General features: G+C 72.7%; 25 protein-coding genes. 13 read left to right on the top strand and 12 right to left on the bottom strand.

The features are described 5' to 3' along the window. Positions 1-80: 80 nt before the first annotated feature. Positions 81-317, bottom strand: a complete 237-nt coding sequence (locus AB7F12_RS21300) for a DUF5703 family protein (RefSeq protein ID WP_428497321.1) — start codon at positions 315-317, stop codon at positions 81-83. A 161-nt stretch (positions 318-478) separates the two neighbouring features. After that, a complete protein-coding gene (locus AB7F12_RS21295; RefSeq protein WP_428497320.1) occupies positions 479-1423 on the bottom strand; it encodes an aldo/keto reductase in 945 nt (314 codons plus the stop codon). 81 nt (positions 1424-1504) lie between these two features. Here AB7F12_RS21295 and AB7F12_RS21290 point away from each other — a divergent pair, with 81 nt between their 5' ends. The 4 genes from AB7F12_RS21290 (at position 1505) to AB7F12_RS21275 (ending at position 4494) form a co-directional block, all read left to right on the top strand. Beyond that, positions 1505-2326, top strand: coding sequence for an undecaprenyl-diphosphate phosphatase (locus AB7F12_RS21290; protein WP_428497319.1), 822 nt, complete (start codon positions 1505-1507; stop codon positions 2324-2326). 28 nt (positions 2327-2354) lie between these two features. Further along, complete coding sequence (locus tag AB7F12_RS21285) at positions 2355-3050, top strand: histidine phosphatase family protein (RefSeq protein WP_428497318.1); 696 nt, start codon at positions 2355-2357, stop codon at positions 3048-3050. A gap of 70 nt (positions 3051-3120) precedes the next feature. Beyond that, complete coding sequence (locus AB7F12_RS21280) at positions 3121-3690, top strand: DUF3090 domain-containing protein (RefSeq protein ID WP_428497317.1); 570 nt, start codon at positions 3121-3123, stop codon at positions 3688-3690. Between the two features lie 9 nt (positions 3691-3699). After that, positions 3700-4494 carry an SCO1664 family protein gene (locus AB7F12_RS21275; RefSeq protein WP_428497316.1) on the top strand — a complete coding sequence of 265 codons (795 nt, stop codon included), beginning with the start codon at positions 3700-3702 and terminating at the stop codon, positions 4492-4494. A gap of 1 nt (position 4495) precedes the next feature. On the opposite strand, the gene AB7F12_RS21270 is transcribed toward AB7F12_RS21275, so the two are convergent. Next, positions 4496-5242 (bottom strand): histidine phosphatase family protein, encoded by a 747-nt coding sequence (locus AB7F12_RS21270; RefSeq protein WP_428497315.1) that lies wholly within the window; start codon positions 5240-5242, stop codon positions 4496-4498. Between the two features lie 114 nt (positions 5243-5356). Between AB7F12_RS21270 and gndA the strand changes: the two genes are divergently transcribed. After that, complete coding sequence (gndA, locus tag AB7F12_RS21265; protein WP_428497314.1) at positions 5357-6790, top strand: NADP-dependent phosphogluconate dehydrogenase; 1434 nt, start codon at positions 5357-5359, stop codon at positions 6788-6790. A 104-nt stretch (positions 6791-6894) separates the two neighbouring features. Here the strand turns inward: gndA and AB7F12_RS21260 are convergent, their stop codons facing one another. After that, the gene (locus AB7F12_RS21260; RefSeq protein ID WP_428497313.1) at positions 6895-8106 is read right to left on the bottom strand and encodes an alpha/beta hydrolase; all 1212 of its coding nucleotides are present in this window, start codon (positions 8104-8106) and stop codon (positions 6895-6897) included. 12 nt (positions 8107-8118) lie between these two features. Next, positions 8119-9825: an MFS transporter gene (locus AB7F12_RS21255; RefSeq protein ID WP_428497312.1), complete on the bottom strand. Its 1707-nt coding sequence runs from the start codon at positions 9823-9825 to the stop codon at positions 8119-8121. A 135-nt stretch (positions 9826-9960) separates the two neighbouring features. Here AB7F12_RS21255 and AB7F12_RS21250 point away from each other — a divergent pair, with 135 nt between their 5' ends. The 5 genes from AB7F12_RS21250 (at position 9961) to kynU (ending at position 14732) form a co-directional block, all read left to right on the top strand. Next, complete coding sequence (locus AB7F12_RS21250; RefSeq protein ID WP_428497311.1) at positions 9961-10488, top strand: hypothetical protein; 528 nt, start codon at positions 9961-9963, stop codon at positions 10486-10488. Positions 10489-10630: 142 nt separating this feature from the next. After that, positions 10631-11404, top strand: coding sequence for a polysaccharide deacetylase family protein (locus AB7F12_RS21245; RefSeq protein WP_428497310.1), 774 nt, complete (start codon positions 10631-10633; stop codon positions 11402-11404). Between the two features lie 10 nt (positions 11405-11414). Next, complete coding sequence (locus AB7F12_RS21240; protein WP_428497309.1) at positions 11415-12587, top strand: YncE family protein; 1173 nt, start codon at positions 11415-11417, stop codon at positions 12585-12587. A gap of 37 nt (positions 12588-12624) precedes the next feature. After that, positions 12625-13470 carry a tryptophan 2,3-dioxygenase gene (locus tag AB7F12_RS21235; protein WP_428497308.1) on the top strand — a complete coding sequence of 282 codons (846 nt, stop codon included), beginning with the start codon at positions 12625-12627 and terminating at the stop codon, positions 13468-13470. A gap of 2 nt (positions 13471-13472) precedes the next feature. Next, the gene (gene kynU / locus AB7F12_RS21230; RefSeq protein ID WP_428497307.1) at positions 13473-14732 is read left to right on the top strand and encodes a kynureninase; all 1260 of its coding nucleotides are present in this window, start codon (positions 13473-13475) and stop codon (positions 14730-14732) included. 2 nt (positions 14733-14734) lie between these two features. Here kynU and AB7F12_RS21225 read toward each other — a convergent pair whose 3' ends face one another. The 3 genes from AB7F12_RS21225 to AB7F12_RS21215 are packed head-to-tail and all read right to left on the bottom strand — an operon-like array spanning position 14735 to position 18824. Then, positions 14735-16444: a glycerol-3-phosphate dehydrogenase/oxidase gene (locus tag AB7F12_RS21225; RefSeq protein ID WP_428497306.1), complete on the bottom strand. Its 1710-nt coding sequence runs from the start codon at positions 16442-16444 to the stop codon at positions 14735-14737. Between the two features lie 32 nt (positions 16445-16476). Next, the gene (gene glpK / locus AB7F12_RS21220) at positions 16477-17994 is read right to left on the bottom strand and encodes a glycerol kinase GlpK (RefSeq protein WP_428497305.1); all 1518 of its coding nucleotides are present in this window, start codon (positions 17992-17994) and stop codon (positions 16477-16479) included. Between the two features lie 11 nt (positions 17995-18005). Further along, the gene (locus AB7F12_RS21215) at positions 18006-18824 is read right to left on the bottom strand and encodes an MIP/aquaporin family protein (RefSeq protein ID WP_428497304.1); all 819 of its coding nucleotides are present in this window, start codon (positions 18822-18824) and stop codon (positions 18006-18008) included. A 202-nt stretch (positions 18825-19026) separates the two neighbouring features. Between AB7F12_RS21215 and AB7F12_RS21210 the strand changes: the two genes are divergently transcribed. Both AB7F12_RS21210 and glpK (AB7F12_RS21205) read left to right on the top strand, forming a co-directional pair. After that, positions 19027-19788 carry an IclR family transcriptional regulator gene (locus tag AB7F12_RS21210; protein ID WP_428497303.1) on the top strand — a complete coding sequence of 254 codons (762 nt, stop codon included), beginning with the start codon at positions 19027-19029 and terminating at the stop codon, positions 19786-19788. A gap of 51 nt (positions 19789-19839) precedes the next feature. After that, positions 19840-21345, top strand: coding sequence for a glycerol kinase GlpK (glpK, locus tag AB7F12_RS21205; protein WP_428497302.1), 1506 nt, complete (start codon positions 19840-19842; stop codon positions 21343-21345). Between the two features lie 4 nt (positions 21346-21349). Here glpK (AB7F12_RS21205) and AB7F12_RS21200 read toward each other — a convergent pair whose 3' ends face one another. Further along, complete coding sequence (locus tag AB7F12_RS21200) at positions 21350-21664, bottom strand: putative quinol monooxygenase (RefSeq protein ID WP_428497301.1); 315 nt, start codon at positions 21662-21664, stop codon at positions 21350-21352. 128 nt (positions 21665-21792) lie between these two features. Then, a complete protein-coding gene (locus tag AB7F12_RS21195; RefSeq protein ID WP_428497300.1) occupies positions 21793-22914 on the bottom strand; it encodes a PQQ-dependent sugar dehydrogenase in 1122 nt (373 codons plus the stop codon). Between the two features lie 100 nt (positions 22915-23014). On the opposite strand from AB7F12_RS21195, the gene AB7F12_RS21190 reads away from it, so the two are divergent. After that, positions 23015-23677 (top strand): DedA family protein, encoded by a 663-nt coding sequence (locus tag AB7F12_RS21190; protein ID WP_428497299.1) that lies wholly within the window; start codon positions 23015-23017, stop codon positions 23675-23677. Here the strand turns inward: AB7F12_RS21190 and AB7F12_RS21185 are convergent. Then, positions 23653-24927 carry an FAD-dependent oxidoreductase gene (locus AB7F12_RS21185; RefSeq protein ID WP_428497298.1) on the bottom strand — a complete coding sequence of 425 codons (1275 nt, stop codon included), beginning with the start codon at positions 24925-24927 and terminating at the stop codon, positions 23653-23655. The genes AB7F12_RS21190 and AB7F12_RS21185 overlap by 25 nt on opposite strands. Beyond that, positions 24924-25379, bottom strand: a complete 456-nt coding sequence (locus tag AB7F12_RS21180; protein WP_428497297.1) for a nitroreductase/quinone reductase family protein — start codon at positions 25377-25379, stop codon at positions 24924-24926. The genes AB7F12_RS21185 and AB7F12_RS21180 overlap by 4 nt, the downstream gene beginning before the upstream one ends. Positions 25380-25903: the final 524 nt, after the last annotated feature.

The following is a 25903-nucleotide window of genomic DNA, read 5'->3' as shown; positions in this document are numbered from 1 at the left end:
CGAACACAGTCGGTCGACAGGATCATCGGTGCAGCACGGACGGGTATTACACGCGACGGGCGCCACCGGCGGGTGAACCGTCAGAACGTCGGTTCGGGAAGCATCGACAGGGAGCGCCTGCGTCGCAGCCACACCTTTCGCACGCCACCGGGGTAGAGGCGGACGCGGGAGAGCTCCCAGCCGCCCGACTCGGCCTGGATGGCCAGCCGTACCGCCGCCGTCAGCCGGGGAACGTCCCCGGGCAGGTGGACGGGGCGGTACTCCCAGTCCCCGTCGGCATCTCCTGCTTCCTGCGCAGCCGTGCCGGTCGACGCCACCGGCCCACCTCCTTGCCCTCGGACTGGCCGCCCGGTCGTGCTCATCCGCGCCGGGTACCTGCCCGGCGACGTCCCCACCGTGTGAACGAGAGATGACGTGCCGTTCACCATATGCGTCGACGCGCACCCGCGGCCAGCACCGGTTCACGATGCGACAACCGTCAGATCGGGACGCTGACGTCGTCGAGGGCGGCACGGATCTCCGCGGGCAGCTCCACCTTCTCGGTGGCCAGCGACGCCGCGAGCTGGGCGCCGTCGCGGGCCCCGACCACGGCCGACGCGACGCCGGGCCGGTCGCGCACCCAGGACAGGGCGACGGCCAGCGGGGAGGTGCCGAGCCCGTCCGCGGCGGTGAGGACCGACTGGACGATCCGCGCGGACCGCTCGTTGCGGCGGGCCTCGACGTAGGGCGCGAGGACCGCGGAGGCCGCCCGCGAGTCCGCCGGGGTGCCCTCGACGTACTTGCCGGTGAGCACGCCGCGACCCAGCGGCGCCCAGGCGACGAGCCCCAGGCCGTGGTGCTCGGCCGCGGGCACGAGCTCCCCCTCGACACCGCGCGTCAGCAGCGAGTACTCCACCTGCGCGGCGACCGGGACGACCATCCCGGACGTCGCGCGGGCCTTCTCGACGACCGTCGCCAGCTGCCAGCCCGACGGCCCGACGAGCCCGGCGTAGCGGGCCTTGCCCGACATCACCGCGACCTGGACCGCCGAGAGCGTCTCCTCCAGCGGCACGGCGGCGTCCCAGCCGGGCAGCTGCCACAGGTCGACGTGGTCGACGCGCAACCGGCGCAGCGTGGCGTCGAGCGAGTCGAGCAGGGCGCCGCGGGCGCCGCGGTCGCCCGACGCGCCGCCGGGCAGCCCGCCCCGCGCCGAGATCACGACGTCCTCGCGCGGCACCGAGTCCGCCATGACCGCGCCGAGGATCTCCTGGGCCGCGCCGTCGGCGTAGGCGTCACACGTCTCGACCAGGCTGCCGCCGGCGTCGACGAACGTGACGAGCTGGTCGGTGGCGGCCTCGAGGTCGGTGTCGTCCCCCCACGTCATCGTCCCGAGCCCGATCCGGGAAACCTGGAGGCCGCTGGTCCCGACCTGTCTGCACCGCACCGGATCAGCCTATTCGCAGCGCCCTCAGGCGCCCCCGGTACGGTGCCTCGCCGTGTCGTCCTACCGGTGTGGAGCAGGTTCGTGAGCTGGTTCGAGGTCGTCGTCCTGAGCGTCGTCCAGGGCCTGACGGAGTTCCTCCCGATCTCGTCGTCGGCGCACCTACGGATCGTGTCCGGGGCGTTCTTCGGCAACGACCCCGGCGCCGCGTTCACCGCCGTCTCCCAGCTGGGGACGGAGGCCGCCGTCCTGATCTACTTCGCGAAGGACATCTGGAACCTCGTGAAGACGTGGTTCCGTGGCTTCACCGACGCCGAGGTCCGGGCCACCAACGACTACCGGCTGGCCTGGCTGGTGATCATCGGCACCATCCCGATCAGCATCCTGGGCTTCCTGTTCAAGGACTCCATCGCGACGGTCGCCCGCAACCTGTGGATCGTCGCGACGACGCTGGTCGTCTTCGGCATCCTGCTGGGCCTCGCGGAGCGCTACGGCAAGCAGAACCGGCCGCTGGAGCATCTCACGGTGCGTGACGGCGTCATCCTCGGTTTCGCGCAGGCGATGGCGCTGATCCCCGGGGTCTCGCGGTCGGGCGGCACGATCACCGCAGGCCTGGCGCTGGGCCTCGACCGGCCGGCGGCGGTCCGGTACTCGTTCCTGCTGGCCATCCCCGCGGTCGTCGCGGCCGGGCTGTTCCAGATCGGCGACGTCACCGAGTCCGGCCTCACCAGCGGGCCGCAGATGGTCGTGGGCACGATCATCGCGTTCGTCGTCGGCTACGTGATCATCGCGTGGCTGCTCAAGTACGTGCAGAACAACACCGTCTACGTGTTCGTCGCCTACCGCATCGCGCTGGGCGTGGCGCTGTTCGCGGCACTGGCCATCGGCGCCGTCTCCGCCACCTAGGTCTCCCCGCACACGTAGGCTCGGTGCGGTGACGACCTTGATCCTGCTGCGCCACGGGCGCTCGACGGCCAACACCGCGGGCGTGCTCGCCGGCCGCAGCGCCGGCGTGGAGCTCGACGAGACCGGACGGGCGCAGGCGGAGAAGGTCGTCGAGCGGCTCGCCGGGATCCCGATCGCCGAGATCGTGACCTCGCCGATGACGCGGTGCCGCCAGACCGTCGAGCCCCTCACGATCGCCCGCGAGCTGGTGCCCACCGTCGAGGAGGAGCTCTCCGAGGTCGACTACGGCGAATGGACCGGCGGGTCGCTCAAGGCACTGGCGAAGGAACCGCTGTGGAAGGTCGTGCAGGCCCACCCGTCGGCGGCCGTGTTCCCCGGCGGTGAAGGCCTGGCCGGCATGCAGGCCAGGGCCGTGGCCGCGGTCCGCGCCCACGGCGCCCGCATCGCCGAGACCCACGGTCCGAGCGCAGTGTGGCTGGCCTGCAGCCACGGCGACGTCATCAAGTCGGTGCTGGCCGACGCCCTGGCGACCCACCTGGACAACTTCCAGCGGATCATGGTCGACACCTGCTCGGTCAGCGTCGTGCACTACACCGACACGCGGCCGTTCGTGGCCAGGGTCAACGACCTCGGGGGCGACCTCGCCGGAATCGTCCCCCCGAAACCGCGCCGCCGCAGGTCCACGAAGCGCAGTTCCGACGCGGTCGTCGGCGGCTCCACCTGAGCCCGCGAGGGTGACCCGTCACGTCACGGGTGTGCCCGCCGCGCGAGGGTGGCCTACTCTCGGAGGTGCCATGTCACGCGTCATCCACGTCTTCCGCCAGCCCGAACGATTCGTCGCGGGCACCGTCGGCGAGCCCGGCGACCGGTCGTTCTACCTCCAGGCCGCCGAACAGGCCCGCACCATCAGCGTGCTGCTGGAGAAGCAGCAGGTGTCCGTCCTGGCCGAGCGCATCGCCGCCCTGCTGCAGGAGGTCAACCGGCGCTTCGGCCAGGAGCTGCCCGCCCCGGCCGACGGCGACCCGGACACCGACCCGCTCGTCGTGCCGCTCGAGGAGGAGTTCCGCGTCGGCACGATGGGCCTGGGCTGGGACGCCGACACCCGCTCGATCGTCGTCGAGCTGCTCGCGGTGAGCGAGGAGGAGGTCGACGAGTCGGTCGTCCTCGACGACACCGAGGAAGGCCCCGACGCGCTGCGCGTGTTCCTCTCCCCGCCGCAGGCCAAGGCCTTCGCCGAGCGCGCGGAGCTGGTCGTCTCGGCAGGCCGTTCGCCGTGCCCGCTGTGCGCCGAACCGCTCGACCCCGCCGGCCACGTGTGCGTGCGGCTCAACGGGTTCCACCAGCGCTCCCCGATGACCGACTGACGCCCGCACGTGGACCTTCGCGACCCGGCGGTGCACGAGGTGCTCACCGCGGGCAAGATCGACGTCACCGGCCGCCTCGTCGACGCCTCGAACACGACGCTCTTCGGCACCGTCACCCTCGACGGCGTCGAGCTGGAGTGCGTCTACAAGCCGGTCCGGGGTGAACGCCCGCTGTGGGACTTCCCCGACGGCACCCTCGCCGGCCGTGAGGTCGCCAGCTTCCTGGTGTCCGAGGCGTCGGAGCTGCACGTCGTCCCCCCGACGATCCTGCGCGAGAACGGCCCCTTCGGCCCCGGGATGCTGCAGGTCTGGGTCGACACCGACGAACGCGAGCTGATCGACGTCTGCTCCCCGAAGAAGGTGCCCGAGGGCTGGAAACGGGTGCTGCGGGCCCGCGACGGAGCCGGTGACCCGGCGGTCCTCGTCCACGCCGACGACCCGCAGCTCGCCGCGATGGCGGCCTTCGACGTCGTCGCCAACAACGCCGACCGCAAGGGCGGGCACGTCCTCGCCGGTGTCGACGGCCGCGTCTACGGCGTCGACCACGGCCTCACCATGCACGTCGAGGACAAGCTGCGCACCGTCCTGTGGGGCTGGGTCGGCGACGACCTGCCCGCGACCGTCGTCGCCGGCCTGGAGAAGCTGCGCAGCGCACTCGACGGCGGCCTCGCCGACACCCTGAACGACCACATCACGCTCACCGAGGTCGCGGCGCTCACCTCACGTGTCGACGGGCTGCTCGCCGCCCCGCGCTACCCCCAGCCCTCGGGGTACGGCCCGGCCATCCCGTGGCCCGCCTTCTGAGTCAGCGCCCGTACCGGTCCAGCCACCCCCGGTCGATCCACGCGGGCAGCTGCGGGATGCGCGTCGTGATCGTGCGGTCCCGGTAGTCGACGCGTGCCGCGCCGTCGTCCACGCGGACCCGGATCGGCTCCAGGTTCTCCGGCTCGCCCAGGTCCTCGCCGAACGTCGTCGCCACGAAGGCGCGCATCGGCGCGGAGTGCGTGCAGACCAGGGCGAGCGCGGCGCCCTCCGACCGCAGGAGCGGCCCGAGCGCCTCGACCCCCAGCCACGTCCGCAGCACCGCCAGCTGCGGCGGCTCGAAGTAGAGCAGCGGGTTGTGCACCCAGAACTCGATCGGCCCGCCCGCCGCCGCGACGTCGCGGTAGTCGCTGTCGAAGCGGTCGTACTCACGGACCCAGTCGTCGTCGTGGCCCTCCGGCAGCGCCAGCCGCGCCGCCACCGCCACCGACGTGTCGACGACCTCCCCCTCCAGGGAGAACCGCAGGTTGTCGAAGTGCGGCTCCGCGTAGAGCGCACCGAGCTGCGACTCGTCGACACCCTCGGCCACCAGCGCGGCCCGCAACGTCACCGCCGTCGCCGTGGCCCGCGACGTCCGTGCGTGCGGCATCAGCACCCGGGCGCCCGGCGCGATCTCGGCCGCCAACGCCTTGCCCCGGGCCCGCGCCTGCTCCTCGCCGCGGGGCGTCAGGCCGTGGTCGCCGTCGTAACCGAGGGTCTCGCCGTGACGGAGCAGCACTACCTCGTACATGTCGATCGACGCTACCGGCGTCGCAGACGCCACACGGCGGTTCGTGCCGGGCTGCGGAACGGGCAGGATGATCGGCAGGACCGTGAACATCCGCGCAGCGAGAGGGAGTCGACCATGGCGGGACAGAGCCGGATCGGGGTCACCGGGCTGGCGGTGATGGGCGCGAACCTGGCCCGCAACATCGCGAGCCGCGGGGTGCCCGTCGCGGTGCACAACCGGACGGGGTCCAAGACCACCGAGTTCATGAACGAGTTCGGCGGCGAGGGCGACTTCACCGGCACCCAGTCGTTGCAGGAGTTCGTCGACGCGCTGGAGACGCCGCGCCGCATCATCGTCATGGTGAAGGCGGGCAAGCCCGTCGACGGCGTCATCGCCGACCTCACGCCCCTGCTCGACAAGGGCGACATCATCATCGACGCCGGCAACTCACACTTCCCCGACACCGTGCGCCGCACCGCCGAGTGCGAGGCCAACGGCATCCGGTTCATGGGCGTCGGCGTGTCCGGCGGCGAGGAGGGCGCCCTGCTCGGGCCGAGCATCATGCCCGGCGGCGACCCCGAGGCCTACGCCGAGGTGAAGGACGTCTTCGAGTCCATCGCCGCGGTCGTCGACGGCACCCCCTGCGTCGTCCACGTCGGACCCGGCGGCGCCGGGCACTACGTGAAGATGGTCCACAACGGCATCGAGTACGCCGACATGCAGCTCATCGTCGAGGCCTACGACCTGCTCACCCAGGTCGCCGGGCTCGACGCGCACGCCATCGGCAAGATCTTCGAGGAGTGGAACTCCGGCGACCTCGAGTCGTTCCTCATCGAGATCACCGGCAAGGTCCTGGCGAAGGTCGACGAGAAGACCGGCGGCCCGCTCGTCGACGTCATCGTCGACCAGGCCGGGCAGAAGGGCACCGGCACCTGGACCGCCATCGACGCCCTCGGCCTGGGCATCCCGCTCACCGGCATCACCGAGGCCGTCTTCGCCCGCGGGCTCTCGGCCCTGCGCGCCGAGCGCGCCGCCGCCGCGGCGACCCTCGCGGGCCCGACACCCGGCACGAAGGTCGACGACCGTCTCGTCGACGACATCCGGCAGGCGCTCTACGCCTCCAAGGTCGTCGCGTACGCGCAGGGTTTCGCCCAGATGCGGGCCGCGTCGGTGCAGAACGACTGGGACCTCAAGCTCGGTGAGATGGCCACCATCTGGCGCGGCGGCTGCATCATCCGGGCGCAGTTCCTCAACCGCATCCGCGAGGCCTACGACGAGCACCCCGACCTCGACAACCTGCTGATGGTCCCGTACTTCACCGAGGCCGTCGCGAACGCGCAGGACGCCTGGCGGCGGGTGGTCGTGACGGCGACGGAGCAGGGCGTCGCCATCCCGGCGTTCTCCTCGAGCCTGAGCTACTACGACGGCTACCGCCGCGAGCGCGGCCCCGCCAACCTGATCCAGGGCCTGCGCGACTTCTTCGGCGCCCACACCTACCAGCGCACCGACTCCGAGGGCGCCTTCCACACCCGCTGGGCCCAGGACGGCACGGAGGTCCGCACGGACTGAGGCCCTGCCGCCCTGGCCTCCCGACCTGCAGGAACGGCACTTTCCCGCAATCGGGCTGCGGGAAAGTGCCGTTCCTGCACAAGGCGGGGCAGCCCGGCGCCCGCTCACAGGGGTGGGTCGGGGACCGGGAGGGGTGGCGGCTCGACGGCGGCCGGGGGGAGTACCTGTGTGCCGTCGGGCGGGGTACTCGGGGCGACGGGGCCGGGGAGATGGCGGCCCAGCCAGTCGACGAGCGCCGGCAGCTGGGCACGGACCGCGACCTGGTTGTGCCCGCCCCCGGCGAAGGTGTGCGTCGACAGTGTCACCGGCGGGACCGCGGCGGCGCGCAGCCGCGCGAGCGCGGCCTGCTCGTCGGCCTCGTCGGCACCCGCGGTGGCGAGGATCGTCGTCGGGGCGGGGTGGTCGCGCAGATGGGCGACGACGTCGTTGGCCGCGAGCAGGTCGGGGCGGCCCGCGAAGAGGTCGCCGGTGACGATGTCGTCGGGGGCGCGGTCGTAGCCGGACTGGCTGATCGCGACGGAGTACAAGTCGGGGTGGCGCAGGGCCAGGTTCATCGCGCAGTACCCGCCCGACGACCACCCCGACAGTGCCCACGCCTCCCGCTCGGTGCGCACCCGTAGCGTGCGCTGGGCCCAGTCGTGCAGGTCGGTCGTCAGGTAGGTGTCGTCGGCCGCGCCGCGCTGGGCGTCGACGCATTCCTCGTCGTGGCCGAAGCGGGGCTCGCCGTTGATGTCGGGGACCAGCACGATCGCGGGCGGCATGCGGTGGTCGGCGATGGCGGCGTCGATCAGGTCGGTGACGCCGAAGAGCGCGACGACCTCGCGGGGCTCCCCGGGGAAGCCCGGCAGCCACTCGACGACGGGGTAGCGGACGGCCGCGTCGGCGGGGTCGGTGTAGCCGGCGGGCAGGTAGACGTCGGCGTCGCGGGTGACGGCGGAGCGCTCGCCGTGGAACACCATGTGCAGGACCGTGCCGTGGCCCTCGGCGCTGCGGGCGGTGATCACCGGCAGGGCCGCGGCGAGGTCGGTACCGTTCGGGCCGATGTCGGCGTGGGTGCCCTCGCCGGGGTTGCCGGAGGAGCCGAGGAGCGACCCGAGCGTCGGGTAGAAGGAGCCGAGATAATTGGCGCCCGCGGCCGCGGCGACGACGACCCCGGCGACGGCGGCGACCGCGGTGACGGCGCGCCACGTCTGGCGGCGGCGCCACGCGTCCCACCGCCACGGCACGAACGCGACCAGCAGCACGGCCACGACCGCCACGATTGCGACGAACCAGCCGTTGTCGAGACGGATCGTCGAGGCGTGGAGGCCGAACACCGCCGCAGCGTGTCAGACCTTCGCGGCGGCCTTCGGGGCCGGGTCGGGCTCGGTCCAGTGGTACGTGCCGCCGCGCAGCACCGACGCGACGGCGGCGACGAGGCAGGCCGCCGCGGCGAACCCGAGCGCGAGGGTGAGGCCGTGCGCGAAGGGGCCGGAGACGAGCTGCGGGAAGAACTCCCGTCCGGTGAGCGTGGACGCCTGGGCGGGCGTGACACCGGCGAGGACCTGCGGGCCGAGGAGGGTCTGGATCGGGTTGAAGCCCAGGAGCGCGGCGAACAGGGTGCCGACGGGCGGGAGCGCCGCGACCTGGGCTGCTGTCGCCGCGGGGACGCCCTGAGCGGTGAGGCCGGCGGCGAGCGTCGCCGGAAGCGACGAGGCGAGGCCCAGGATCAGCATCGAGAAGAAGATGCCGATCGACAGGACGGTCGCCGCGTTCTGGAACGTGGAGGTCATCCCGGCGCCGGCGCCGCGCTGGTCGGCGGGGAGGCTGTTCATGATCGCGGCCCGGTTGGGTGAGCTGAACAGGCCCATCGCGAGACCGTTGAGCAGCAGCACGGCGGCGAAGGCGAGGTAGGAGAAGTCGACGGGCAGCAGGTCGAGCAGCAGGAAGCTCGCCGCGGCCACGACCATCCCGGCGGTGGCGAAGGGCCGCGCGCCGAAGCGGTCGGAGAGGAACCCCGAGACGGGCCCGGCGACGAGGAACCCGACCGTCAGCGGCAGCATGTAGATGCCCGCCCACAGCGGTGTCCGTTCGAACGAGAAGCCGTGTTCGGGCAGCCAGATGCCCTGCAGCCAGATGATCAGGATGAACTGCAGGCCGCCGCGGCCCAGCGCTGCGAGCAGGCTCGCGACGTTGCCGGCGGTGAAGGCGCGGATACGGAAGAGCGAGAGCCGGAACATCGGGTCGGGCACCCGCGTCTCGATCCACGCGAACAGCGCGAGGACCGCGATCCCGCCGACGACGAGCGTCAGCACCAGCGGGCTCGTCCAGCCCATGGTGTGCCCCGCGTAGGGCTGGATGCCGTAGGTGATGCCGACGAGGATCGCGACGAGGCCGACGGCGAACGTGACGTTGCCCCACCAGTCGAGGCGCGCGCGGGCTCGGGTGCCGGTGGCGCGCAGCTTGAGGTAGGCCCAGATCGTCCCGAACACCCCGACGGGCACGGACACGAGGAACACCCAGTGCCAGTTCACGGGGCCGAGCACGCCGCCGACGACCAGTCCGACGAACGAGCCGCCGATGGCGGCGACCTGGTTGATGCCCAGGGCGAGGCCGCGCTGGTGGGCGGGGAAGGCGTCGGTGAGGATCGCCGTCGAGTTGGCCAGCAGCAGAGCCCCGCCGACCCCCTGGAGCACGCGCATGACGATCAGCCAGATCGCCGCGCCGTCACCGTGCATCCAGGTCGCCGCGAGCAGCACCGAGAACACGGTGAAGACCGCGAAGCCGAGGTTGTACATCGTCGTGCGGCCGAACATGTCGCCGAGGCGCCCGAAGCTGACGACGAGCACCGCCGTGACGACGAGGTAGCCCATGATCAGCCACAGCAGGTAGCTGATGTTCCCGGGCGCGAGCGGGTCGATGCCGATGCCGCGGAAGATGTCGGGCAGCGCGATGAGCAGGATCGACATGTTGATCGTGACGATCAGCACGCCCAGTGTCGTGTTGGAGAGGGCGACCCATTTGTACCGGTCGTCGCCCGACAGATTCTTTAGCATCAGCAACTAAAGTACGCCGGGTCGTACGGCCCCGCCCGCTCGTACTGCCCGCACCCGATGTGGGTGCCGACACCCCTCCCGACCTGCCTGTCCGCACCCTGCTCCGGCGCGCGCCGGATTCGTAGCGTTCCTCCCATGCGCACCGCACAGAAGACGCTCCTCGCCGTCCCCGCCTTGATCCTCGCCGCCTCGGCCGCCGCCTGCTCCACCCCGACCGCAGGCGCCTCCGCCCCGACCCCCGGTCCCGTGGCCGCACCGGCCGCCGTCGCCACCGCGACCATCGACGTCGTCACCGACGGCCGCATGGCGACCCGCGTGGGCAGCCACACCATCACCGCGGCGACCGCCGCCGACGTCAACCGATGTCACACCGACGCCGGCCGCGCCACCCTCTCCTTCGGCCCCGCCAACGCCCCGTCGGAGACGATCGAGGGCCTCTACGTCGAGGCGCCGGTGGGCGACGGTCCCGGCGAGGTCCGGATGACCTGGAACTCGACGGAGGCCGGCTCCGACTACGCCACCGGCTACACCGCCTCCGACGGCCGCTCCGGCAGGGCCACCGCGACCGCCACGGTCCGTGACGGCCGGCTGGAGATCACCTTCGACGCCACGACCTGGGACCAGGCGCACTACCGCGGCACCGCGTCCTGCGCCCTGAGCTGACCGCTCCCGGCCATGGCCGGGAGCGGCCACCGGGCGAACCGGGACGCACCGCACAGCAGGTGCCGAGCAACCGCCGAGGCCGCCGACCGGCTCGCCCGGGTAAAGGAATTCCCAGGTCAGGGGCCCCGCTACGCTCCGCCGCGTGACCTCCCAGGACGCGGCGCGGATGCCGCGGCGCAGGCTCCTGCGCCTCGGTCTCGCCGCCGCCGGACTCGCCGGGGCCGCGGCTGCGTGCGGCACGGCCCCGGCCCCGCCCGCGGCCACGGCTCCACGGCCGCCGCCGCCGCGCCCGACCCGGCCCGGCCTCGCGCCGGGCGCGCCGGCGCCCGAGGTGGAGCGGGGGAGCGGAGGCCGTCCGGAGGTGGCCCTGACCTTCCACGGCGCCGGCGACCCGGGGCTCGCGAAGCAGGTGCTCACCGCCCTGCACGACCGGGGGGCCGCGGTCACGGTGCTGGCCGTCGGGACCTGGCTGGCACAGTCGCCGGACTCGGCGCGCGTCGTCACCGACCTCGGGCACGAGCTGGGCAACCACACCTGGTCGCACGGCGACATCGACACGATGTCGGAGTCCGCGGCCCGCGCCGAGATCGAACGCTGCCGCGACCGCATCGCGGCGCTGACCGGCGGGCCGGGGGCGTTCTTCCGGCCCTCGCAGGCCCAGCACGCCACGAGCCGGGTCAAGGTCCTCGCGGCCGCCGCCGGCTATCCGACGGTGCTGTCCTACGACGTCGACTCCCGCGACTTCACCGACCCCGGCGCCGCCGCGATCCGCCGCAACGTCGCAGGCGCGACGGCGGGGGCGGTCGTGAGCATGCACCTGGGCCATCCCGGGACCCTGCAGGCGATCCCGGGTCTGCTCGACGACCTCGCGGCGCGCGGGCTGCGGCCCGTCACCGCGTCGCAGCTGTTCGCCTGAGAGGACGCCCGTGCCCCTTCCCGCCCCACGTGCCCGCGCCGCGGTGCTGGCGCTCGCCGCGGTCCTCGTCGTGGCCGGCTGCACCTCCGGAAGCGGCGCCCCCGGCGCCGGCACCGCCACGTCGACGGCCGGCGCAGCGCAGCCGGCGTCGTACCCGGGCATGGCGCCGGTCGCCGACCCCCACGACATCTACGCCGACGCGGGCGCGAACATGCTCTCCGACGTCGCGAAGAAGGCGAAGCCGCTGGTCTACGTCCCGCACACCCGGTCCGGTGACGTGTGGACGATCGACCCGGCGACGTTCCGGGTGGTCGGGAAGTACCGGCTGGGCGGGGAGCTGCAGCACGTCGTGCCGTCGTGGGACATGTCGACGCTCTACGCCTCCGACGACACCACCGACAAGGTCACGCCGTTCGACCCGGTCACGGGGCTGCCGGGGAAGAACATCCCGGTCACCGACCCCTACAACATGTACTTCACCCCCGACGGGCGCTCGGCGATCTCGGTGGCGGAGGCCCGTCGCAAGCTGGTGTTCTACGACCCGCACACGTGGGCGGTCCAGGGGGAGCTGCCGACGCCGCAGTGCGCGGGCATCGACCACGCCGACTACACCCCCGACGGCCGCACCGCGGTGTTCACCTGTGAGTTCGACGGCCGCGTCGCCGTGGTCGACCTGCTCGACCGGAAGGTGCTGCGCACCGTCGACATGCCGGTGCGGCACATGCGGATGGGCCCGCAGGACATCAAGACCGCACCCGACGGCTCGGTGTTCTACGTCGCCGACAGCCAGGAGGGCGGCGTCTGGGTGATCGACGGCGCCGCGACGACGGTGGTCCGCGAGATCCCGACGGGGCCGGGCGCGCACGGGCTCTACCTCTCGCGCGACGCGAAGCGGCTGTTCGTCACCAACCGGCTCGACGGCAGTGTCAGCGTCCTCGACGCCTACACCGGCGCGGTCCTGACGAGGTGGGCGATCCCGGGCGGCAGCCCCGACATGGGGAACGTGACCGCCGACGGTTCCCAGCTGTGGCTGTCGGGCCGCTACACCCACGAGGTCTACGTGCTGTCGACGACCGACGGGAGGCTGCTGGCCCGCATCCCGGTGGGCGACGGCCCGCACGGGCTGTGCGTGTGGCCGCAGCCGGGCCGCTGGTCGCTCGGGCACACGGGCATCACCCGCTGACCCCCCGACCCACCGACGACCGGTGCAGACTGCGCGTGTGACGACCAACGAGCGCACGGTCGAGGAGGGCCTGCACCGCGGGCTCGACGTCGACAGGACCTACGCCGGCTACCTGCGCCTCGACGAGCTGCTCGGCGCCCAGCGCCCGCAGAGCAGCCCCGAGCACCACGACGAGCTGCTGTTCATCGTCCAGCACCAGACGTCGGAGCTGTGGTTGAAGCTGGTCATCCACGAGCTCCGGTACGCCGCCGCGATGATGGACGCCGACGACCTCGGACCGGCGCTGAAGGCGCTCGCGCGGGTGAAGGCGGTGCAGCGGCAGCTGTTCGAGCAGTGGGGTGTCCTGGAGACGCTGACCCCGACCGAGTACCTGCAGTTCCGGTCGGCGCTGGGCACGGCGTCGGGCTTCCAGTCCGAGCAGTACCGGACCGTGGAGTTCCTGCTGGGCAACAAGAACGCCGCTGCGATCGAGGTGTTCGCCGACGACTCCGACGCCTCCCGCCGGCTGCACGAGGTCCTCGCCGCACCGAGCCTCTACGACCACTTCCTGCGCCACCTCGCCCGCGCCGGCTACCCGGTCCCGCGCGAGGTGCTCGACCGTGACCGCACGAAGGCGCACGTGTTCGCGCCGGAGCTGGTCGAGGTGTTCCGGCTCGTCTACACCGACCCCGGCCGCGACTGGGGCGCCTACGAGACGTGCGAGGCGCTCGTCGACGTCGAGGAGAGCTTCCAGCTCTGGCGGTTCCGGCACCTCAAGACGGTCGAGCGGATCATCGGGTCGAAGCGGGGCACCGGCGGGTCGAGCGGGACCGCGTTCCTGAAGGCGGCGCTGGAGCTGACGTTCTTCCCCGAGATCCTGGCCGTGCGGACGGAACTGGAGTGATCATGGCGCCCACCCTCGCCGACGCCGAGAAGCTCGACGCCGCCGACCCGCTCGCGCCGTTCCGGGACCGCTTCGTCGTCCCCGACGACCCGGGTCTCGTCGCCTACCTCGACGGGAACTCGCTCGGCCGGCCCCCGAAGGCGACGGGTGAGCGGCTCGCCGCGCTCGTCGCGCACGACTGGGGGTCCCGGCTGATCCGGTCCTGGTCGGAGGGCTGGATGGAGCTGCCGTTCGAGGTCGGTGACCGGCTCGGCGCCGCGGCCCTGGGCGCCGCGGCCGGGCAGACGGTCGTCGCCGACTCGACGACGGTGTGCCTGTACAAGCTCATGCGTGCCGCGGCGGCGATGCGTCCGGGACGGACCGAGGTCGTCGCCGACCGCGGCAACTTCCCGACCGACCGCTACGTCGTCGAGGCGGTCGCCGCGGAGTGCGGGCTGACGGTCCGCTGGATCTCACCCGACCCGGCGGGCGGGGTGACCCTCGCCGACGTCGGCGACAACCTCGACGAGAGGACCGCCTTCGTCACCCTCTCCCACGTCGACTACAGGTCGGCCTGGATCGCCGATCTCGACGCCGTCACCGCTGCCGCCCACGACGCGGGCGCGCTCGTGGTCTGGGACCTCTGCCACAGCGTCGGCTCGGTGCCGCTGGAGCTCGACGCCGCGGGGGTCGACCTCGCCGCCGGCTGCACGTACAAGTTCCTCAACGCCGGACCGGGCGCGCCCGCGTTCCTCTACGTCGCCGCGGCGCTGCAGGAGTCGTTCGCGCAGCCGATCACCGGCTGGATGGGCAACGCCGACCCGTTCGCGATGACATCGGACCACACCCCGGCGCCGGGGATGCGCCGCGCGCTGTCGGGGACGCCGCCGATCACCGGCCTCATCGGTGTCGACGAGGGCGTGAAGCTCGTCGCCGAGGCCGGCATGCACCGCATCCGCGCGAAGGCCGTCACGCTCACGGAGCTGACCGTCGCGCTCGTCGACGAGCTGGGCCACGGCGTCGGCCTCGGCTCCCCGCGCGACCCCGCCCGCCGCGGCGGCCACGTCACCGTGACCCACGCGGACGCGAAGGCGCTCTCCGACGAGCTGATCGCGGCGGGTGTGGTCATCGACCACCGCCCGCCCGACGGCATCCGGATCGGTCTGTCGCCGCTGACGACGTCCTACGCGGAGCTGCACCGGGCCATGACGGTGGTCCGCGACGTCGTGAGCGGCGGTGGTCGCCACAGCGACCACCGCCACCCACCGTTCCCCCGGGGCTAGCTTCAGGCCAGCGGGACGATCTCCGGCGCGCCCATGCGGGCGGCGTCGGCGGTCTCGTCGTCGGGCATCTTCTGGGACTCCCGCTCGGCTTCGACCCGCTTGCGGTAGTGCTCGATCTCGCGTTCCACCTGCTCGTCGCTCCAGCCGAGGACCGGTGCCATCAGCCGGGCGGCCTCGTCGACGGACCCGACCCCCCGGTCGAACGTCTCGATCGAGATCCGGGTGCGCCGGGCCAGTGCGTCCTCGATGTGGCGGGCACCCTCGTAGGCGGCGGCGTAGACGATCTCCGCCCGCAGGTAGTCGGGCGCGCCCGCGAGGGGTTCGCCCAGCGAGGGATCGTCGTCGACCAGCGCGAGCACCTCGTCGATCATCGAGCCGTAACGGCTCAGCAGGTGCTCGATCCGGGCGACGTGGACCCCGTGCTTCGCCGCGAGCCGGTGCCGGGCGTTGAGCAGGGCCTTGAAACCCTCCGCGCCCAACAACGGCACCTTCTCCGTCACCGAGTCCGGGACCTTGGCGTCGAGGCCGTGGACCGCGGCGTCGACGGCGTCCTTGGCCATGACGCGGTAGGTCGTGTACTTGCCGCCGGCGACGACGACCAGCCCCGGCACCGGGTGCGCGACGGCGTGCTCGCGCGAGAGCTTCGACGTCGACTCCGACTCGCCCGACAGCAGCGGTCGCAGCCCGGCGTAGACCCCCTCGACGTCGGCGTGCGTGAGCGGCTGCTCCAGCACGGCGTTGACGTGGTCGAGCAGGTAGTCGATGTCGGCGGCGCTCGCGGCCGGGTGGGCCTTGTCCAGCGACCAGTCGGTGTCGGTCGTCCCGATGATCCAGTGCCGGAACCACGGGATCACGAACAGCACCGACTTCTCGGTGCGCAGGATCAGCCCGGAGTCGCCCTGGATGCGGTCACGCGGGACGACCAGGTGGATGCCCTTGCTGGCGCGGACCTTGAACTGGCCGCGCTCGCCGACCAGGCCCTGGGTGTCGTCGGTCCACACACCGGTGGCGTTGACGACCTGCTTCGCCCTGACCTTGATCGTCTCACCCGACTCCAGGTCGTGCACCTCGGCGCCGGTGACCCGCTCGCCCTCGCGCAGCAGCCCGACCACGCGCGCCCGCGACGCCACGTGCGCCCCGTAGGCCGCGGCCGTGCGGGCGACGAACATCGTGTGCCGTGCGTCGTCGACCTGCGCGTCGTAGTACTGCAGGGCGCCGGTCAGGGCGTCCTTGCGCAGCGACGGCATGATCCGCTTCGCGCCCGACCGCGTCAGGTGCCTGTGGTGGGGCACCCCGCGGGCCCGGCCCGAGAGCAGGCCGAGCGTGTCGTAGAGCGCGACGCCGGCGCCCGCGTAGAACCGCTCCCACACCTTGTGTCGCAGGGGGTAGATGAACGGGACGGGACGCACCAGGTGCGGTGCGATCGTCTGGATCAGCAGCCCGCGTTCCTGCAGCGCCTCGGCGACGAGCCGGAAGTCCAGCATCTCCAGGTACCGCAGGCCGCCGTGGATGAGCTTGCTGGAACGGCTCGACGTCCCGGACGCGAAGTCCCGGGCCTCGACGAGCCCGACGGTCAGCCCGCGGGTGGTGGCGTCGAGGGCACTGCCCGCGCCCACGACGCCACCACCGATCACGAGCACGTCGAGCTCGGTCCCCGCCATCGCGGCCAGGGCGTCCGCCCGGGCCCGGGGGGAGAGCGCGACCGATCTCATGAATGTCCTTCCCTAGAGGTGCATACCCGCCGTCAGTCGACGTCCACCCAGTTCAACGTCCGTTCGACGGCCTTCTTCCACTTGCCGTAGCCCTCGGTGCGCTGCTCGTCGTTCCACTCCGGTGACCAGTGTCGAGCCTCGTTCCAGTTCTGTCGCAGCTCGTCGGTGTTCTTCCAGAACCCGACCGCCAGACCCGCCGCGTACGCCGCCCCCAGCGCCGTCGTCTCGGCGACGACAGGCCTGCTGACGTCGACGCCGAGCACGTCGGACTGGATCTGCATGCACAGCTCGTTCATGGTGACGCCGCCGTCGACCTTGAGCACCTCCAGGTGTACCCCGGAGTCCTTCTCCATGGCCTCGATGACGTCGCGACTCTGGTAGCAGATGGCCTCGAGCGTGGCCCGCGCCAGGTGCGCGTTGGTGTTGTACCGGGACAGCCCCACGATGGCGCCGCGGGCGTCGGACCGCCAGTACGGCGCGAACAGACCACTGAACGCGGGGACGAAGTACACCCCACCGTTGTCGTCGACCTGCCGGGCCAGCGCCTCCGACTGTGCCGCCCCGGAGATGATGCCCAGCTGGTCGCGCAGCCACTGCACGGCCGAACCGGTCACCGCGATGGAACCCTCCAGCGCGTAGACGACGTCCTCGTCGTTGAACTTGTAGCAGACCGTCGACAGCAGACCGGCCTTCGACCGGATCAGCTCGGTACCGGTGTTGAGCAGCATGAAGTTGCCGGTGCCGTAGGTGTTCTTCGCCTCGCCGGGGGAGAAGCACACCTGGCCGACGGTGGCGGCCTGCTGGTCGCCCAGGTCGCCGGTGATCAGCACCTCGCCGCCCAGCGGCCCGTTCACCCGGGTGCTGCCGTAGCCGGCCGTGAACGAGCTGGGCCTGATCTCGGGCAGCATCTGCCGCGGGATGTCGAAGAACCCGAGCAGCTCGTCGTCCCAGTCGAGCGTCTCCAGGTTCATCAGCATCGTGCGGCTGGCGTTGGTGACGTCGGTGACGTGCACGCCGCCGTCGCGGCCGCCGGTGAGGTTCCAGATCAGCCACGTGTCGGTGTTGCCGAAGATCGCGTCACCGCGCTCGGCCGCCGCACGCACCCCGTCGACGTTCTCCAGGATCCACTGGATCTTGCCGCCGGAGAAGTACGTCGCGGGCGGCAGGCCCGCCTTCCGCCGGATGGTGTCGCCCTTGCCGTCACGCTCCAGCGCCGACGCGATCCGGTCGGTGCGGGTGTCCTGCCAGACGATCGCGTTGTAGAACGGGCGGCCGGTGTTCTTGTCCCAGACGACCGCCGTCTCGCGCTGGTTGGTGATGCCCAGCGCGACGAGGTCCGACGACGACAGGCCCGTCTTGTTCAGCGCGCTCTGCAGGACCGCGGACGTGCGCTCCCAGATCTCGACGGGGTTGTGCTCCACCCAGCCGGCCTGCGGCAGGATCTGCTCGTGCTCCAGCTGGTGGCGGCCCACCTCGTTGCCGGAGCGGTCGAAGATCATGAACCTCGTGCTGGTCGTGCCCTGGTCGATGGCGCCGACGTAGTCAGCCATGGATCGTCCTCTCAGGAGTTGGCGCGCGGCTCGGACACGGGCGGGGTCGGCAGGAGCTCGTCGTCCTTGGGCAGGAAACGGTCGATGAGCAAGATGAACAGACCGCCACCGACCAGGCCGCCGATGATCGGCGCCACGATGGGTAGCCAGAAGTAGAGATCACCGTGCTGGTCCTGCATGGCCGTCGAGTACCCGGTGATCAGCGACGCGAGCCGCGGGCCGAAGTCACGGGCGGGGTTGATCGCGTATCCGGCGTTCGTGCCCCAGGCCATGCCGATCGCGACGACCAGCAGGCCGACGACGACCGGGCCGAGGTTCGCCAGCGGCGGGTTGTTGACCGCCGTCGTCAGGGCGAAGATCACGAACACGAGGATCGCGGTGCCGACGATCTGGTCGAGGAACGCCGTCGGGATGCCGATGCCGTCCGCGCCGTTGCCGGGCAGCGTCGAGAAGATGAGCTGCGACTTGATGGTGTGTCCGGGGTCGACCTTGGCGATCGCGTCGGCGTAGACCACCCGCACGATCAACGCGGCCACGAACGCGCCCAGGAACTGCGCCACGCAGTAGGGCAGCACCTTGCGCCATTCGAACCCCTTGAACGCGGCCAGCGCGATCGTGACCGCGGGGTTGAGGTGGGCGCCGGACAGCCGTGCGGCCACGTAGACGCCGAGGGTGACGCCCAGGCCCCAGGCCCAGGCGATCGAGTCGTGGTCGCCGAGGCTGCCGTCGGGTGTGGTGACGACCTGCGCCACCACGCCGACGCCGAACAAGATGAGGATCATCGTCCCGGCGAACTCGGCGCTGAGCTCGCCGAGCAATGTCTTCCGCATAGCGGTGCCCTCCTTCGAGGATTGCCGTGTCGGCGCCGGGAGCGTCGCCCCCACCCTCCTGTCCGGGCCCCTGCTGCCGGTCTCGTTCCCGCGCGCGGGAACGGACGCTAGGAACCTCCTGTGACGGGAGCAACCTGAGGTGTTCGTCAATGTCGAATCGGCATTGCCGAAACCGTCACATGTCGGGCGTTAGGCTCGGGGCGTGCCCGGGACGATCCAGTCGATCGAGCGCGCGGCCGCGGCGCTGCGGCTGCTCGCCAACACCGGCCGCCCGCTCGCCCTCGCCGAGCTCGCCGCCGCCCTCGACCTGCCCCGGCCCACCGCCCACGGCATCCTGCGCACCCTGCGCGAGGTCGGCTTCGTCGCCCAGGACCCCACCAGCTCCCTGTACTCCGTCGGCGCCGGCCTCGGCAGCCTCTCCACCCCCGGCTGGGACCGCCACGACCTGCGCTCCCGCTCCATGAACTGGGCCGATGCGCTCGCCGGCGGCACCGGCTGCGCCGTGTTCGTCGGGGTGCCCGACGGGCGCGTCGTCAGCCTCGTGCACCACGTCTTCCGCCCCGACGGCTCCCCGCAGCGGCTGCGCACGAACGAGACCGTGCCCATGCACGCCACCGCGCTGGGCAAGTGCCTCCTCGCGTTCGCACCCCTGGTCACGCCGGCCGCCCGTGACCTCGACCTGCACCGCTACACCGGCCGCACCGCCACCACCCCGGCGGCGCTGGAGAGCCAGCTCGTCCTCGCTCGGCGCCGCGGCTGCGCGACGGGCTTCGCCGAGTACACCCCCGGCGTCGGCGGAGCCGCGGTGGCGCTGCGCGGGGCCGGCGGTCTCGCCGTCGGGACGCTGGGCATCAGCGGGCCGGTGGAGCACCTGTTCGGGTCGGGCGGCGTCGTCCGGCCGCGCCTCGTCGACCAGCTCACCGCCGCCGCGCGCGAGATCTCCGCGACGCTGGGGCACTCGTGAGGTGGGCGCCGTTCCTGCAATCGCAGGCACGCGTCCGGGCGGAGGCACCCGATGAGTGAGCGGGTGGTCGCGGCGATCGACCAGGGCACCACGTCGACGCGGTGCCTGCTGTTCAACCGGGCCGGCCGGATGCTGGCCGTGGCGCAGCGCGAGCACCGGCAGCACTACCCGCGGCCCGGCCGCGTCGAGCACGACGTCGAGGAGATCTGGCGCAACGTCGCCTCGATCGTGCCGGCGGCGCTGCGCCGGGCCGGGCTGGGGCCGGAGAACATCGCCGCCCTCGGGATCGCCAACCAGCGCGAGACCACCGTGATCTGGAACCGGCACACCGGCCTGCCGCTGGCGCGCGCGATCACCTGGCAGGACACCCGCACCGACGGCATCGTCGCCCGGCTCACGGCCGAGGGTCACGAGGAACTGTTCTCGTCGGTGTGCGGGCTCGCCCCGGCGACGTACTTCGCCGGTCCGCGGCTGCGGTGGCTGCTCGACAACGTCCCCGGCGCGCGGGCGGGCGCCGAACGGGGCGACGTCCTGTTCGGGACGATGGAGACCTGGCTGATCTGGCGGCTGACGGGCGGCCCGGACGGCGGCGTGCACGTCACCGACGGCACCAACGCCAGCCGCACGATGATGATGGACATCCGCACCCGCGAGTGGTCGCCGAAGCTGCTGGAGGCCCTCGACGTGCCGGAGCGGATGCTGCCGCGCATCCGGTCCAACTCCGAGATCTACGGCACGTGCACCGCGGTGCTGCCGGGCGTCCCGGTCGCGGGGGCGCTGGGCGACCAGCAGGCCGCGCTCGTCGGCCAGACCTGCTTCGCGCCGGGCGAGGCCAAGTGCACCTACGGCACGGGCGCGTTCCTGCTGATGAACACGGGGACGCGGATCGCGGAGTCGACGCACGGCCTGATCCCGACGATGGGTTACGTCCTGGGCGACGAGCCTGCCGTGTACGCACTCGAGGGGTCCATCGCGATGACGGGCTCACTGGTGCAGTGGTTCCGCGACTCGCTCGGCCTGATCGAGACGGCCCCGCAGATCGAGACGCTCGCGCTCACGGTTCCCGACAACGGCGGCTGCTACATCGTCCCGGCCTTCTCGGGCCTGTACGCGCCGCGCTGGCATCCCGACGCGCGCGGCGTCATGGTCGGCCTCACCTCCTACATCGACAAGGGACACCTGGCGCGCGCGGTGCTGGAGGCGACGGGCTGGCAGACGCGCGAGGTCGTCGACGCCATGAACGCCGACTCGGGTCTGCCGGTGACCCGGTTGAAGGTCGACGGCGGGATGACCGCCAACCATCTGCTCATGCAGTTCCTCGCCGACGTGCTCGACGTGCCGGTGGAACGCCCGCTCGGGTCGGAAGCGGTGTCGCTGGGCGCCGCCTACGCGGCGGGGCTGGCCGTCGGTCACTGGTCGAACCTGGAGACGCTGCGCGCCAACTGGCACCGGGCCGCGGCGTGGGAACCGGGGATGGACCCGGCGTTGCGCCGCCGCGAGCACGCCAACTGGGGACGCGCGGTCGACCGCAGCTACGACTGGGTCGAGCCCTCCTGAGCCGTCAGGACAGGCCCGGCCCGCCGACGGGGGAGAGCTCGATGAACTCGGGCGGGCCCGCGAGCAGGCCCAGTACCGACCCGAGACCGGCCTCGCCGAGATCGCGGTTGAGCGCTGCGTCCGACGCGGCCTCGTCGCTCCAGACCTCGGTGATCCAGACGGCGTCGTCGTCGTCGGGTGTCCGGTTGACGACGTAGAGCTCGCAGCCCGGCGCGTCGCGCATGCCTTCGGCGACGCGCAGCAGCCCGTCGGCGAGCGCCTGGCCCTGCCCCTCGACGGCGACCATCCGCACGTACCGCCCGACCCTCTCGCCGCTCATGGCGCCGACCGTACGGGTGCCGGACTCCGCGCCCCGGAGGCACCCCCGGGCGCGGCGGCCTGCACATCGGGGGACGCCGCGCCCCGGGCGACGCCCGAGGGGCACCCGCGCCCGGCGCGGGCGGCGGGTCAGAGGGGCACGACCAGGATCCGGTCGTCGTCGGGGGCGGGGGAGCCGCGGCCGTCGCGGTTGCTCGTCGTCACCCACAGCGCGGAGCCGTCGGGCGTGGCGACGACACCGCGCAGCCGGCCGAACTCCCCGGTGTAGAGGGCCTCGGGGGTGCCGGTGCGGCCGTCGGCGGTCAGCGGGATGCGCCAGAGCCGCTCGCCGCGCAGCGCCGCCGCCCACAACGACCCGCCGGCGTAGGCCAGCCCGCTGGGGGATGCGGCGGAGGTCGACCAGGTGACGAGCGGGTCGGTGAGGCCCTCCCGACCGGCGATGCCCTCGACGGTGGGCCAGCCGTAGTCGGCGCCCGGCGTCAGCAGGTTGACCTCGTCGAAGGTGTTCTGGCCGAACTCGGTGGCGTAGAGCCGGTCGCCGGGGCCGAAGGCGAGACCCTGGACGTTGCGGTGGCCGTAGGTGAACACGGCGGTGCCGAAGGGGTTGCCGGGCGCGGGGGCGCCGTCGGGGGTGACGCGCAGGACCTTGCCGCCGAGGTCGTCGCGGTTCTGCGAGGCGTCGGTGCGGCTGGAGTCGCCCGTCGCGACGTAGAGCATGCCGTCGGGGCCGAAGACGAGGCCGCCGCCGTTGTGGATGGACGCGGCGCCGATGCCGGAGACGATCACCTGCTGGGCGGCGCCGTCGACGGTGCCGTCGGTGCCGACCTGCAGCCGTACGACCCGGTTGTCCTGGGTGGACGTGTAGTAGACGTAGACGGCGCGGTCCGTCGCGAACCGCGGCGACACGGCGATGCCGAGCAGGCCGCCCTCCCCGCGGGCGGAGACCCCGGCGACGGTGCCGACGGGTGTCGCCGCCCCCTGCGGGGTGACGCGCACGATCCGGCCGTCCCGTTCGGTGACGAGCGCGTCGCCGTCGGGCAGGAACGCGATCCCCCACGGCACCTCGAGGCCGGTGAGCAGGACGCGGGGGGCGCCGGGGGTGCGTTGCGGGGCGAGTTCGGAGGTCGCCGCGGGCGTCGGGACCTGGGCGGTGGCGTCGGCGGGGCCGGGCGCGGTGCTGCCGCAGGACGCCAGGGCGAGGAGGACGACGAGGGCGGCGGCGATGCCGGTGCCCCGGGCTGCGATGCGCACGGAATTCACGCTAACCGCCCGTGAGAGGACACGGCCGGGGTGATCCGCCGATCGGGTGGGCCGGCGGGGGGGCAGACTGGCCCGGGGAAGGGGGACGACCATGTGGCTCGACCACCTGCTGCAGACGATCCCGCCGCTCACGGTGTACCTGCTGGTCGGGCTCGTGGTGGGGATCGAGAGCCTCGGCATCCCGCTGCCCGGCGAGATCGTGCTGGTCAGCGCGGCGTTGCTGTCGTCGCGGCACGAGCTGGCGGTCTCGCCGGTGTGGATCGCGGTGGCGGGCAGCGCGGGAGCGATCATCGGTGACTCGATCGGGTACGCCGTCGGCCGCCGGTACGGGATGAGCCTGTTCGACCGGCTCGGTCGCCGGTTCCCGGCTCATTTCGGCCCCGGCCACGTGCAGGTGGCCGAGCGGTTCTTCCGCCGCTGGGGGATGTGGGCGGTGTTCTTCGGCCGCTTCGTCGCGCTGCTGCGGATCTTCTCCGGCCCGCTCGCCGGTGCGCTGGGCATGCACTATCCGCGTTTCCTCCTGGCCAACGCGTGCGGCGGGATCGTGTGGGCGACGGGGACGACGCTGCTGGTGTACGCGCTGGGTGTCGTCGCGGAGCACTGGTTGTCGCGGTTCTCGTGGGTCGCGCTGCTGGTCGCCGTGCTCGCCGGGATCGCCGTGACTGTGTTCGTCCGGCGCCGCACCCGACGCATGGCGGAGTCGGTCGCCGCCGAGGACCGGCAGCGCGACTACGCCGCCGAGTCCGACGACTGAGCCTGCGCCACCAGCATCGACCGGTCGAGCGTGGGCGGGTTGGGGCCGTAGGCGTTGCGCCGCGCGGCCCGCACCCGGAACCCGGGCAGCGCCGTGACCAACCGCAGGATCGTGGGCGGAGACATCGGTGTGCCCCGCTCCCGGGCCCTGGCGACGCGCTTCTCCGTCCGCACCTGTTGTGCCTGCACGGTCTGGATGGCGGGTTCGCGGTCGGCCTGGATCGCGGCCAGCACGTCGGGACCGGCCGTGCCCGCCCGCAGCGCCGGGACCAGCCGGTTGGTGGCCGCGACCGCGTCCTGCAGGGCCATCAGGATGCCGTTGCCGCCGACGGGGGAGATGACGTGCGCGGCGTCGCCGATCAGCAGCAGCCCCGGCCGCCACCACGTGCGGACCCGGGAGATCTCCACCGACAGCAACGTCGTGTCGGCCATCGACGTGAGCGCCCCGACACGGTCGGCGAGCCAGGGGACGTGCTCGGCGACGAACCTGCGGATCGGCTCGACGCCGGCCTCCCGCACCGCGGGGTAGCCGCCCTTGGGCAGCGAGTAACCGACCTGCCAGTCGCTCGGCCCGCCGAGCAGCCCGACGTAGTGGTGCCGTCCGAAGTAGAGGTCCACGTCGGCCTCGGGCGGGTCGTCGTCGAGGCGGGGGAGCCGGAACCACAGGAGGTCGCTGCTCGCACCGAGCGGCTCGGCCGTGAGCCCAGCGAGCCGGCGCACCCGGGAGAAGCGGCCGTCGGCGCCGATGACGAGAGGGGCGCGCAGCTCGTGCTCGGCGCCCGAGCCGGCGTCGCGGTAACGCACCCCCGTGACGGCGGGCGCGCCCTGCGCGGTCTCCCCGTCGACGAGCAGGCCCGTCACCTTGGCGCCGAGGCGCAGTTCGAAGCCGGGGAGCTCGGCGGCGCGGGCGGCGACGAAGTCGAGGAACCGGGCCTGCGGCATGAGCGCGACGTAGTTGAACCGCGTCTGCAGGCCGCCGTAGTCGGTGGTGCGGATGGTGCCGTGCGGGGTGTGGAAGCGGAACCAGCGCGCGGCGAAGTGCGGCTGCGCGAGCAGGTCGTCGGCGATGCCGAGGCTGTCGAGCAGCTCGAGCGTCCAGGGGTGCAGCGAGTCGCCGCGGAAGTCACGGTCGAAGTCGCGGTGCGACTCCAGCAGGGTGACGCGCACACCGCTGCGCGCCAACAGGTACGCGGTGAGCATCCCGCCCGGCCCGCCGCCGACGACGACGCACGCCGGCCCCCGGCCGCTCACGCCGCTTCCCGCGGTTCGAGCCGCAGCACGCGGATGGTCCGCAGGTGCGGGCGGATCTCGTCGGGGGTCGCGTCGGGGCCGACGGGGAACGCGCGGACGGCGAACGGCAGGTCGCGCATGGCCGACAGGTAGGTGGCGACGACGGGGGCCGCCTCGTCGTCGGGGACGGGCAGGGCGGTGGCGGGCTGCTCGTCGTCGCGGGAGGCGATGCTGCAGTCGGGGTCGGCGGCGAGGTTGTGCGCCCAGTCCCGAGCGGTGTCCGGGCACACGAGGTAGTGGCCGCCGTCCAGGCCGACGACACCGATCGGCGTCGAGCGGACGAGCCCGCTGCGACGGCCGCGGGTACGCAGCACCCGGCGCGCGTAGCCGCCGTCGACGATCGGGTCGGGCGGTTCGCCGAGAATTCTGTCGATCATGGACGCGTTCAGCGCAACCAGGTCGGGGCCGGGCACGTCTCGACGGTAACGGCGTCCGCGCGAATGCGCTCGGTGGATCCGCGAACGGTGATCTTCTCGACCGCCGGGGTGCGGCTCGGTCCGGCTGGGCGAACGTCGGGTGCCCCCGGCCGGGCGCCCGCACGGTCACGGCGGCGAGCGTGTCGAGGGCGCGGCCGCGCAGCACTGATGACACGCCCGCGTCCGGCTGGTGCAGGGCGTCGGCGGCGCGCTGGTCGTGCCGAGCAGTCTCGCGCTGCTCAACGGCACCCTCGGGGGCGCCGACCGGGCGCGCGGCTCGTCGACCATGCTTCGTGGCGCTACGTGTTCCTGCTCGACATCGGGGCTGCCCCGGTATCGAACGCCCCGGTCGATCCCGCGGCCCGCGCGGTCTGTTCGCACCTGCTCGAAATGACCGGGCCACGAACTCGCCGGACATGCCCGCGGCGAGGCTCCCGATATCCGCAGTGGCAGTCGGTGGCCGACGGGCCCGATTCGGACACAAAGAAAAATGGCCTGGGAGGACGTCGGTCCTCCCAGGC

Origin of the sequence: Pseudonocardia sp. (assembly GCF_050250275.1) — a bacterium.
In the GTDB taxonomy this organism is placed as follows: Bacteria; Actinomycetota; Actinomycetes; order Mycobacteriales; family Pseudonocardiaceae; genus Pseudonocardia.
The sequence above is the reverse complement of the archived record's forward strand: the minus strand, read 5'-3'. Positions and strand labels throughout refer to the sequence as shown.